The 10,463-nt window shown below is 67.3% G+C and carries 11 protein-coding genes; 6 read left to right on the forward strand and 5 right to left on the reverse strand.

The annotated features are described in order from the left end of the window. Positions 1-111 precede the first annotated feature (111 nt). From I6A60_RS00220 to I6A60_RS00240, 5 genes are all read right to left on the reverse strand, one after another. Entirely contained in the window at positions 112-1,173 is a 1,062-nt protein-coding gene (locus I6A60_RS00220; RefSeq protein WP_203012918.1) for a cation diffusion facilitator family transporter, read from the reverse strand. Positions 1,174-1,315: 142 nt separating this feature from the next. Then, positions 1,316-2,566, reverse strand: coding sequence for a phosphatidylserine decarboxylase family protein (locus tag I6A60_RS00225; RefSeq protein WP_203012921.1), 1,251 nt, complete (start codon positions 2,564-2,566; stop codon positions 1,316-1,318). Between the two features lie 592 nt (positions 2,567-3,158). Further along, positions 3,159-3,674: a DUF4234 domain-containing protein gene (locus I6A60_RS00230; RefSeq protein ID WP_203012924.1), complete on the reverse strand. Its 516-nt coding sequence runs from the start codon at positions 3,672-3,674 to the stop codon at positions 3,159-3,161. A 170-nt stretch (positions 3,675-3,844) separates the two neighbouring features. Continuing rightward, positions 3,845-5,086 carry an EAL domain-containing protein gene (locus tag I6A60_RS00235; RefSeq protein ID WP_307838626.1) on the reverse strand — a complete coding sequence of 414 codons (1,242 nt, stop codon included), beginning with the start codon at positions 5,084-5,086 and terminating at the stop codon, positions 3,845-3,847. A 326-nt stretch (positions 5,087-5,412) separates the two neighbouring features. Then, positions 5,413-5,661: a hypothetical protein gene (locus I6A60_RS00240; RefSeq protein ID WP_203012935.1), complete on the reverse strand. Its 249-nt coding sequence runs from the start codon at positions 5,659-5,661 to the stop codon at positions 5,413-5,415. A 406-nt stretch (positions 5,662-6,067) separates the two neighbouring features. On the opposite strand from I6A60_RS00240, the gene I6A60_RS00245 reads away from it, so the two are divergent. From I6A60_RS00245 to I6A60_RS00270, 6 genes are all read left to right on the forward strand, one after another. Further along, positions 6,068-6,382 carry a hypothetical protein gene (locus tag I6A60_RS00245; RefSeq protein WP_203012937.1) on the forward strand — a complete coding sequence of 105 codons (315 nt, stop codon included), beginning with the start codon at positions 6,068-6,070 and terminating at the stop codon, positions 6,380-6,382. Next, complete coding sequence (locus tag I6A60_RS00250) at positions 6,379-6,816, forward strand: recombinase (RefSeq protein WP_203012939.1); 438 nt, start codon at positions 6,379-6,381, stop codon at positions 6,814-6,816. The genes I6A60_RS00245 and I6A60_RS00250 overlap by 4 nt, the downstream gene beginning before the upstream one ends. A gap of 418 nt (positions 6,817-7,234) precedes the next feature. Further along, positions 7,235-7,591, forward strand: a complete 357-nt coding sequence (locus I6A60_RS00255) for a hypothetical protein (RefSeq protein ID WP_203012941.1) — start codon at positions 7,235-7,237, stop codon at positions 7,589-7,591. Between the two features lie 6 nt (positions 7,592-7,597). Further along, a complete protein-coding gene (locus I6A60_RS00260; protein ID WP_374113343.1) occupies positions 7,598-8,260 on the forward strand; it encodes a nucleotidyl transferase AbiEii/AbiGii toxin family protein in 663 nt (220 codons plus the stop codon). A gap of 53 nt (positions 8,261-8,313) precedes the next feature. Beyond that, complete coding sequence (locus I6A60_RS00265) at positions 8,314-9,573, forward strand: hypothetical protein (RefSeq protein WP_203012945.1); 1,260 nt, start codon at positions 8,314-8,316, stop codon at positions 9,571-9,573. Positions 9,574-9,985: 412 nt separating this feature from the next. Next, positions 9,986-10,462, forward strand: a complete 477-nt coding sequence (locus tag I6A60_RS00270) for a helix-turn-helix domain-containing protein (protein ID WP_203012947.1) — start codon at positions 9,986-9,988, stop codon at positions 10,460-10,462. Position 10,463 lies beyond the last annotated feature (1 nt).

Below are 10,463 nucleotides of genomic sequence, written 5' to 3' on the forward strand. Positions count from 1 at the left end.
TACATGAACGGTCGATGGCGCGGAACGGGCATGGCGGAGCACCCTTCACGGTCGCCGTCCTGCTCCAGTTCACCCTCTGGAGAACGACCCGGCGCCCCTGACCGGGGGTCGCTACAGCGCGGGGGTGGCGTGGTGGTGGGCGGGGCTGGTGTGGATGGTCGCGGCGGACAGCCGTCGGAGGTGGCGCAGCAGGTGGGCTTCGGCGGCGTGCGCGACGTCATGGGCGGCGGCCAGCGTCAGGTTCGGATCGACGGTGACGTCGGCTTCGGCGCGCAGGGTGTGCCCGATCCAGCGCAGCCGCAGCTCGCGGACGGTGTCGATGCCCTCGGTGTGCAGAAGGGTGGTCCTGGCTTCGGCGACGACGTCGGGATCGACGGCGTCCATCAGCCTCGCGCCGAGGACCCGGGCAGCCGAACGCAGGACTCCGAGGATCGCGATCGTGATGGCGAGGCCGACGACGGGATCAGCCCAGCGCCAGCCGAGGGCGACGCCCGCCGCGCCGAGGAGGACCGCGAGGCTGGTGAAGCCGTCGGTGCGGGCATGCAGGCCGTCGGCGACAAGGGCGGCGGAGCCGATCTGGTGGCCGACCCGGATGCGGTAACGAGCGACGATCTCGTTGCCGACGAAGCCAATCAGCCCAGCCACCGCCACCGCGGCGAGATGATCGATGTGCCGGGGGTTCAGCAGTCGGTCGATCGCGGCCCAGGCGGCGAGCACACTCGACAGGCTGATCATTGTCAGGACGGCAAGACCGGCGAGATCCTCCGCGCGGCCATATCCATAGGTGAACCTGGTGGTGGCCGGGCGGCGCGCCAGAGTGAAGGCAATGAGCAGCGGGACCGCGGTCAGCGCGTCGGCGACGTTGTGCAGGGTGTCCCCGAGTAGTGCCACCGATCCGGACAGCACGACGACGACGGCCTGAGGGGCGGCGGTCAGGCCGAGACCGGCGAGGCTGATCAGCAGGGCGCGTCGCCCGGCGGTGTCAGCTTCCAACGCGTCGTCGATCTGGTCGCCGCTGTCATGGCTGTGGCCCCCGACCAGCTCCGAGAGTCCGTGGCGAAGCCGCGCCCAAAGTCCCGCCTCGTGATGGGCATGCCCGTCCTCGTGCGCGTGCCCACCGTGAGCATGGCCATGGTCGCGTGTCGGAAGCTCAGGCTCAGGGCCGGTGTCCATAGCCGCGACGATAGACAAAAACGATCAACGCGGTATTTTCGCAGCGGCCACCACCTCGCACCTGCGCCGACGGCGCAACTGCCGCGCGGCAGCGGGGCCGGTGCCCCGCTGCCGCTCTGGCTGGTTAGACCCTGTTCTGTTCTTAGCGTCCGGCTGTGGCGATCTGCCTGTTGAGCTTGATGGGCGGTGTGTTGAAGTCGAACGGTGGCTTGGGTACCCAGCTTCGGATGACGCCGCGCTGGAAGATCAGGCAGTGGGTGGAGCCGCCGTACTGGAAGTAGCCGATCTCGTCGCCCTTGTTCACCTTCTGCTTCTCGTTGACCTTGATCACGCAAGAGGAGATCTCGGCCATGCCTACGAAGACGCAGGCCACGGTGCCCACGCGCGGGTCGCCGGTGTCGATCACGATGACCGCGCGGGCGGCGACCTGGCTGATGTAGCCCTGGGAGTCGTCGGGGCCGCCGGGGTCGAGGCCTTCGGCTTCGAGGTCGGAGTAGTAGGTGCCGTCCAGCGGGTAGGCGGCGACGATGGTGCCGGCTACGGGTGCGTGCCAGCGGTGGTAGTTGTAGGCGCTGAGGAACGCCTGGTAGACGTCGCCGCCGACGAACTGTTCGGCGAGTGCCTGGCGTGAGCTCGTGAAGATGTCGGCGAGGGAGTACGGCTGTGCCTTCATCCAGAAGCGGTCCGTGAGCTGCACGTTGTTCTGGATGTTGTAGGGGGTGGCCTCGCAGGCGCTGACGACGACCGTGTTGTCGGTCGGTCCGTCCACGGGCCGGGCGCCGGCCTTGAACTTACGGGTGAAGAAGTCGTTCCACGACTTGAAATCGTAGTACGGCTTGGTGGGGTCGCAGACGAATTCTGACATGCGGAGGTAGGTGAGGGCCTCCGGAGAGAACCATCCCGGCGGTTCGGGAATGAGGTAGTACCGCGAGTCGGGCCCGCTCAGGAAGTCGCACCAGTACTGCAGCACGGCCTTGAGCTTCGCGTTGAGCGCTGGCGAGCGGAACAGCGGGAAACCGGCGGGCATGCACATGGGCCAGTCGAGCAGCGCGTTGAGCGGACAGCCGACGAGCTCGGTGGTGTCGAACGGCGGCGCGTAGGTCATGATCACGTTGATCAGGGCCATCAGTTCGTCGATGTTGCGGTAGCCGAGGTCGTAGCCGGCCGCGATCGCCTGCTCGATCGCCTGGGTGAAGTACATGCGCAGAACAGGATCGGTGTTCACGAGATTCGCGAGATCCTGCACGGGCGGCGTGAGCGGCGCTCCGGGGCCCCGCTTCCTGGCCTCCTGCGCGAATTTGTGCCGGAACGCGACGAGCGCTTCTTCGCGGACGGGCAGCCAGTGTCCACGCCGGCTGGCCCGGAGCGCGATCGTCTCGGCATTAATGTTCATGCGGTGAAGTCCCTCACTTCCGATGGAAAGCGGAATGACGGATACCGTCAGCGGCCGGCCGGGCCCTCTGTTCCACATTTCACGATGTCGACGATCGTGTTTTTTCTCGATCGTCTGCGACCTCGCCGCGCGGCGCCTGAGGCTAACACGGGAAGGCGTGGCGGGGATTCCGGAAAGCCATTATCCTAATAGGCAGGATTTCGGCTGGCGCAACGACTTCCGCCCAGGAATGACAGGGACGGTCGACGAAACCGGGGCATTCTCGGCACCCCGACGGACCTGTTGACGCTCGCCGGGGAGGGGCGAGAGATCCCTAGAAGGCGCGGCTCGCTCCTCGTGTGGGAGGAACCGGGGTACGAAGCGGACGCGGGCCGACAATCCCGAGGATCTCGATGAGGGTCTGGGTGACCCACGACGCGCGGCGAGCAGACGGCGGTTGCTGCGTCCGGCCGTCAGTCTGCAGCCGAACCTGCAGCTTTAGGCGCCCTCCGTTGGTCCAGCGCGCTGGATGCGTGCTGGACCTACGGTCTTGGCCTGGGCCGGGTCCGCCCGAGAGTGGATTCTCGGTGATGCGGCGGCGGGCTGTTCGGGTTCAGCTTCCGGTGGGGCCGTTCTGCGAGGCGAGGACGTCGTGCAGGATGTTGACGCGGCGCTGCAGGTAGCGGGTCTGCGAGGCGAACCACGCAGGCGCCCAGAACCAGGACGTGAAGACGCCGACCTGGGTCGGTGAGCCGACGAGGGTGTGTGCGGCGTTGAGGCGCTTCGCGGTGGCGCCGAGGCCGACGAGGTTCCAGATTGGGATGAGCTGGTTCCACCACTGGCTGTTCGCCCTGCGTGGCTGGCCGAGGACGGTTGCCAGTTCGCTGTTGATTCGGTCGTACCAGACGAGGTAGTAGATCGAGAAGGTGATCAGGCAGAGCCACCACAGGCCCCAGGCGCCCTGCTTGCGTGGGACCGGCGGACCGCCGAACGGAGGCCGGGCGACGACGACGGCCTGGCTGGACGGCGACGGCAGCTGTGGACTCGGTACTACCGCCTCGTCCGGCGGTAGGTCGACGTGCGGGGCAGCTGTCAGGTCGCCGCCGGTCGATAAGTTTGGCTCAGTCATCGGGTACTCCCCCACGGAGATGTTGCGACTCTCGCCCGGAGATCAGATCGTTTCCGGGGGACCGGAGTGTAGCCCCGCCTTTCGGATCACGACAGCCTGACGAGGCTTGGATTTCGGCGGGGGAGTGAGACCGGCGGGGCGGTCTCGTCTGCCAGGCCGATTGTGGTGGGTCAGAGCTGCGGACCGTGGATTCTCGGGATGCGGCGGGTCCGCTCGCCAGTCCGTGTGGCGGTTGGGCGCTGCTTGCCGAGGCATGCCTCGTGGATGTCGGCTGAGGGCCGTCCGAGCAGGTAGCCCTGGCCGTAGCCGATCCCGGCGTCCACGACCGCGTCGAGTTCCGCCCTCGACTCGATCCCCTCGGCTACGACGTGCCCGCCGATGTCACCCGCGAGCCTGGCCAGCCCGGAGGCCACGGTCCGCCGGGCCGGATCGCAGTCGATGCCATGGACGATGAAGGCGTCGACCTTGATGACGTCCGGTCGTAGCTGCAGGAGCTCTTCGATCCCTGAGTAGCCGCTACCGACGTCGTCCACGGCGATGTGGGTGCCATGCCCGCGGAGCTCCTCCAAGGACAGGAGCACGTCCCGGTCGTTTCCGATCTTGTTGCGTTCGGTGATCTCCACTGTTACGCGGTGTGGGGTTCCGGTCTGGACGACGAGGTCGACGAGCTGACTCGTCACGGTGGCAGGCGACGCGTTGACGGCCAGGAGCACGTCGGCTGGTATCTGTGGGAGTTCGTGCAACGCGTTGCGGACGGCCGCCAGTTCCAGTTCGCGCCCGAGCCCTGTGCCGGTCGCGTCGGCGAACAACTCGTCCGGCCCTCGCACGCCGGCGGGAAACCGGGCCAGCGACTCCACCGCCACGGTCTGGCCGGTCGTCAGGTCGGCGACCGGTTGGAAGACCATCCGCGGCCCGCCCTGATCGAGTACCTCCCGGACCTGCCGCCAGACCTCGCTGCGCTCGTCCCACAACCGGCGAAGATCGATGACGAACTCGGTGAGGAAGGACGCGACCATGCGGAGTAATCCGCCGTCACGCTCGGGCAGCGAGGGGCACGGCTCGCGGCCCATGCAGCCGACCATTCCGTAGACCCTTCCGAGAACGTCCGTGACCGGCGTCGCGGCGTAAGAGCGGATCCCGAACTCGGTCACGACCGGCAGACCGCACGAGCGTGGGTCCGCCTGGACGTCGGCCATCAGTGAGGGAAGCTCGCCAGACAGGACCTTGGCGAACAGTGACTGATCACGGTGCACACTCCAGCCCGGCATCACACCGTAGTTCGCCAGGTCGCCGCTGACCATCTGCAGGACGAGCAGATCCCCGTCCAGCCGCCCGAGCCACGCGACATCCATGTGCAGCCGGGCCCGCAGCAGATCGAGGAGATCGACCAGGACCGTCCAGGGCTCAGGCACCTCCCGCCTGGGTCCCAGGCAGGAGACACCACCCCGTGTGATCGGGCCCACTCCGGCGGGCTACCCACCGTCGGAGGCGCTACACCGCGAGCATGCGCGCGACGAGCCACGACCAGGGCCCGCGGTCGAGCCAAGAGACGATCATCCTGGTGGGCGCGAAGCAGGTCGACTCTCGGTGCGCGTATCTGGTAGGTCCGCACGTCTCGACCCGTTCACGACTTCCGTCCGCTACCAGGTGGAAGACATCCCGCTCGCCGCCCCACCGTTATAACCGGGCGAAGAGAAACCCCGGCCTGGGCCCAGACCGGGGCGCTCGTGGTCGCCGGTCAGCCGGCCGTCGGCACCGCCGCGGTCTCCTCGACGACGGCGAACAGGCCACCCTCAACATCGCGCCAGTCGCTGACGGGGCGGACGCCGAGGGTCGCGAGCAGCTTGTCGGCGGATTCGCTGAGGGCTGGGAGGCCGGCGGCGTCGACGCGGCCGACGATGGTGCCTTCCGTGTCAGCCTCACCACGGACGATCCGGACGTCGAGGGTGTCAGCGTCGACGTACGCGTAGGTGTTCGTGTCGGTCAAGGGAGCCTCCTTGGGGCATGGGAGAGATCGATTCGATTCGTACGAGGGCCAGCCTTACGCAGCGACGCGGACCCGAGCCACGCGCCTCTCGAGGTGTCAGGCCGCACGGGCATATGGCGTGTCGTGGTCGTCCCGCGACGCCAATCCCAAACCGATGGCGGCCAAATCCGGTCTAACCGCAGCTGCGGATGCGCTCCGCGGTAGATGTCGTGGGGTGCCACTCCGCGGCCGGATGATGTGCGGCCCAGCGCGGTTGGGAACTGCCGGTCCGTGCCTCTGAAGTCCCGTCGGCGGGGTCGATGCCAAGCCGGTCGACGAAGAGGCCCGCGCGGTCCGACTACGCCCGCCCAAGACCCGCTCCGGCAAGCGCAAGGTCGATCTGGGTCCCACGATGCTCGGCTCGCTGATGGCGTATCGCCTGGCGCAGGACTCCGAACGTGACGACCTCGGCGCGAACCTCTGGGACAACGGGATACTGCCCGACAACGAGGGACGGTTCGTGCACCTCGAAGGGCTGATGTTCACGAAGCCGGACAGCAGCCATCTGGCGCCCGAGTACATCACTGCCCACATGCAGGTGATCGCGAAGCGGGCCGGTCTGTGCTGTGCGCTCGTGCGCGACGCCGATCCGGGCGCGACGACGCTGGTAGTCGGCAACCGGCATGCCGAGCCGGTCGGCACATCGACGCCTATGTGGATCGTCAGCCGGTCGGCCAGGTGACCGTGACCGGGTGCGCGAAGCGCCGCGGTGCCGGAGCGGTGCTGACTCTCGCCGAGCCACTCGAAGCTGCGGTGCCGTGCGGCGCGGAACTTGGCCAGAATCTTCTGTCCCGGCGCCGGCTGCACGACATGCGGCATGGCTCGGCGAGCATCTCGCTGGCCCAGGGCATCGACATCACGCTCGCGTCCAAGCGCCTCGGTCGCTCTTCGCCAAATGCCACGGCGAAGCTGTACGCCCATCTCTTGCGTTCGACCGGCCAGGCGGTGGCCGAGAAGGTGGAGGCGGCCGTGCCCCGTCGGAAGCGCTCCGCCCAGCGACCTGGAAACGGGCGCTCGGGCGAGGTCAGAGACCGACGAAGCCGAAGAAACCATGCAGGTCAGCGGACTATGATGTTGTGGGCCGTCAGGGACTCGAACCCTGAACTCGCCGGTTAAAAGCGAAGGAGAATAGTTGTCGAACTGTGTCCAACGGTGTCGTTAGATGTCAAGTTTTCCTATGTTTCCAGGGTTTTGGGAGCGTGTCGCGTCGTCAGGTGTCGGGCCGTGTCGAGTGATGCCGGGGTGTCCACGCCCACACCACGCCCACAATGATCATGCTGTTCGGCGGGGGCTGCTCTGAGTCGCGCCGTTGGTGTGCGACCTGGATCGAGACCGACCGGAAAAGTTGGCAAGATCGTCGGCACCGCAGCTGCGAGATCGGCTCAGGTCGCTCCTGACCCCTGCGGTGGTCTGCCGCTCAGTGCGCGATGACCAAGTCGCCTTCCGCACTTGGGGGCCGGCCAAGCCTGGTCTACCGTAAGGACGGGATGGCGCACTGTGTGTCAGGATCTAGGCAGGGAAGGCGGTGTGGGAGATGAGTGGCTCGTCGTCCGGAGGCCCGCCGCCTGGGTCGCGGTACGCCGACGTGCGCCCGTACGCCGTGGCGGACTCGCTTGAAGATCTTCGTGGTCCGACCGCCGGAGTGGTCGTCCTGGACCGGTGGCTGGACTGGTCAGGTTCGGGCCGCTATGACCTGGCCAGCCAGGGTCGGTTGGCCCGGATGTACGAGACCGTTTTGCGTGAGGCGTCGAAGAAGGCGGACCTCTCGCGGTGGCTGGATGGGCGCACGCTCGTGCGACTGTGGCGTGAGCTGGTGCTGCCGCCCCAGGTGCGTCGCCGCTGGGAGGCGCGGTTCCCCGAGTTGGCCAGCGGGCACTGGTCCGCGGCGTAGCGGCGAATGGCGGCACAGAACCCACCGATCCACCGTCGGTTGGCGGTGATCGGGCTTCAGGTCGGCGGTCCGTTCGGGTTCGCGCTCGCCGGTGGTCACGCCGTCGCGGCTCATGGGATTCTCCAGCGGCCCAGCGAGGACGTCGACTTGTTCGCGGACTGGGACAGGCGCGCGGACTTCCCCGCTGCGGTGGATGCCGTGATCGCGGCATACCGAGCCGACGGCCTCCACGTCCAGATCGAGATGCAGGCCGACCTGATGGCACGTCTACATGTGGTGGACCCGGAGCGGCCTGACGAACTGCACCGCGTCGAGCTGGTCGCCAACTGGCGGTTCCAGCCACCGGTCCAGATGGACATCGGCCCGGTGCTTCACCCGGACGATGTGATGGCAGGAAAGATCGACGCATTGTGCAACCGCGCGGCCGCCCGCGACTTCCTGGACATCGACGCCGCGATCATGGGCGGGCACTACACTCTTGATCGCCTATGCGAGATCGCGCACGAGGCTGACCGCGGGTTCGACCGCCGGCATTTCGCGGCCATGCTCGGGTTGATCGGCAGGCTCGATGATGACGACGACTTCGCCGTCTACGGTGCGACCCCCGACTACCTGGCAGGCCTGCGGTTGAGAGTCGCCGACTGGCGTATCCGCCTCGCCACAGGCTGATCGCGTCCGGCGGGCCGACCTGCGCCAGCGGTCCTGAATGGCATCATTGGCGCATGGACCTTGACCACGCCCTGCGGGTTGTTGACACCGAGATTCATTTGTCCGGAAGCAGCGACGACGAACTCGTCAGCAAGATCCAGAGTGTGAAGGGCTTCAACGCCGACAAGGACCTCGCGCCCGCCGTCGGGTTGGAATCGGGTGTTCGCCTTCGGCCAGTCGAGGCGCTCCACATGCTCTCCTACGTGACTCGCCCTCGTTATCAGGATGACCTCCTCGACCTCTACCTGCAGTGGGGTCGCCTCCGCTACCTCGGCTTCTTCGATCTGACCTCCGATAAAGTCCCGCAGCTGTGTGTCAGCGAGCCGGGCCGCGGGGTCGTCGGCAACCAGAGGAGGGTCACGTCCGAAGAGCTGGGCATCGGCTTCGGCGCGCTTCTCAGCCAGCGCTGGTTCGAGCGGTCAGGCGTCGCTGGCGAGGTGATCCGAGTGCTTGACATCGATGTTGCGTTCCGTGACGGACACGTACGCGCAGGCGGGGAGCGCTACCCGGTGAAGAAGGCTGGGGTGCGACGCCCTGACTACCTGCTGATCGCGGACGACGCTTCCGTTCCCTCGCGCTACCGAGTGCGGGCTGTCGAATGCAAGGGCACCAAGTACCCGGCGCATGCGATCCAACAGCTGGCGAGCGCCGTCGAGCAGCTCGGCGGGCTCACGGTGGACGGCCGAGTCCCGGCTGGCATGGCCGTGAGCACCATCCTGGCCGACAACGGGTTGCGATATCTCGCGCTGGATCCCCAGGATGAGGACGAGCCCAGTTACGAGGTACGAGCCGAGCGCGTACGGCAGGTGCGAGGCTTCCGCATCGCCGACAATGCTCGCGATGTCGACTCAGGAGAACTGGTGGATGCTGGGCTGCCTGGTTCGTGGGCGATGCTCGCTGACTTCGCGGGCAACCTGCCCGCCGTCGAACGCTGGGCCCCGAGGGTCATGCGACAGCGGCTGGACCGCAGACCACGGGAACGGCCGTTCTATGAGACCCCGTTTGGCACAGCGCGCGGGACGAGTGCCACCTTCGCCTTCGAGGGCCAAAGGTTGACCCTTCGCTGCGGGGTCGAAGCAAGCCTCGACCAACAACTGTCCAGCGGCGACGTGGACGCCGTCCTCGAAGTCCAAGCGGCCTTCGCCCGACGTCTCACCGCCTCGAAAGCGCGCCCGCAGGTGAGCGCGAGTCCCAGCCTTGCCACGCGGGGAGATACACGTGAGGTCCATTCCGCGATGCCCGACGGCTCGATCTACTCGCTGATCGCGACCTAATAACGGAGCCCTACGACGGCCCCATGCCTGACCCTTCGTGCTGGTGCAGTGGCTCCGCCACGTCGATAGGGGTGGTGCGTACCGCTCGTGCGGTGTGTCCGAGTCTGCGAACTGTTCGTTGGCCTTGGTCAGCAGTGGGTGGTCAACCTGGTCGAGGGGGCTCCAGGCCGGCGTGGCGACAGGTGCGGATCTTCGCGCAGGCAGCGCAGGGTCGGACGGACCGGCATGGTGTCACTCGTTCCGGTCGCCGACGCCGCCAAGTTGTTCGATCCGCTCCGGCGACAGTTCGGTCAGTGCGGCACGCTCTCGCGCTGACCAGGCCGAGTTGGGAGACGTTTTCTACGACGGGATCGCTACCCGGGCTGATCCGATGATCGACCAATGGAAGCGCGACGTCCTTTGAGGAGAAGCCATGACCGAGGACGCCCCCCGGCCGGCGTCGACGTTCGTCCGTAGGAATGAGCGCCTGGACCAGCTGTTGTCCGATCCGCAGCTCGCCGCCGACGTCGCCGAGGCGCACGCCGCCGCCGAGGAGATGGACCGGGTCTACGCCATGAACCTTGCGATGATCCGCAAGGCGGCACAGATGACCCAGACCGAGGTCGCCAAAAAGCTCGGAGTCGGCCAGGCCGCAGTCTCCCGCCTCGAAAGCCGCGAGGACATGCTCCTGTCCACCCTGTACGACTACCTCACCGCCACCGGCGCCGACGCCGCCAGCATCGTCGTCACCGTCCACGGACGCCGCATCGAACTCGACCTCGCCAGCATCCGCGCCCCCCACGCCGCCTCACCCGCGCGGCACTCTGTCGATCTAGTCGGAGTCGTCATTGGGGACCCGGGCGGCGTCGGGGCCAAGAAGGTTGGACCAGGCCGTTGCGCGGCAACGTGAT

It is taken from the genome of Frankia sp. AgB1.9 (assembly GCF_016786355.1).
In the GTDB taxonomy this organism is placed as follows: domain Bacteria; phylum Actinomycetota; class Actinomycetes; order Frankiales; family Frankiaceae; genus Pseudofrankia.

What these genes read in the sequence shown, in the direction of transcription:
- I6A60_RS00260 (WP_374113343.1), top strand. Translation starts at nt 7,598, where the DNA reads ATGGCGGCACAGAACCCACCGATCCACCGTCGGTTGGCGGTGATCGGG.
- I6A60_RS00225 (WP_203012921.1), bottom strand. Translation starts at nt 2,566, where the DNA reads ATGAACATTAATGCCGAGACGATCGCGCTCCGGGCCAGCCGGCGTGGA.
- I6A60_RS00230 (WP_203012924.1), bottom strand. Translation starts at nt 3,674, where the DNA reads ATGACTGAGCCAAACTTATCGACCGGCGGCGACCTGACAGCTGCCCCG.
- I6A60_RS00255 (WP_203012941.1), top strand. Translation starts at nt 7,235, where the DNA reads ATGAGTGGCTCGTCGTCCGGAGGCCCGCCGCCTGGGTCGCGGTACGCC.
- I6A60_RS00245 (WP_203012937.1), top strand. Translation starts at nt 6,068, where the DNA reads ATGGCGTATCGCCTGGCGCAGGACTCCGAACGTGACGACCTCGGCGCG.
- I6A60_RS00220 (WP_203012918.1), bottom strand. Translation starts at nt 1,173, where the DNA reads ATGGACACCGGCCCTGAGCCTGAGCTTCCGACACGCGACCATGGCCAT.
- I6A60_RS00265 (WP_203012945.1), top strand. Translation starts at nt 8,314, where the DNA reads ATGGACCTTGACCACGCCCTGCGGGTTGTTGACACCGAGATTCATTTG.
- I6A60_RS00270 (WP_203012947.1), top strand. Translation starts at nt 9,986, where the DNA reads ATGACCGAGGACGCCCCCCGGCCGGCGTCGACGTTCGTCCGTAGGAAT.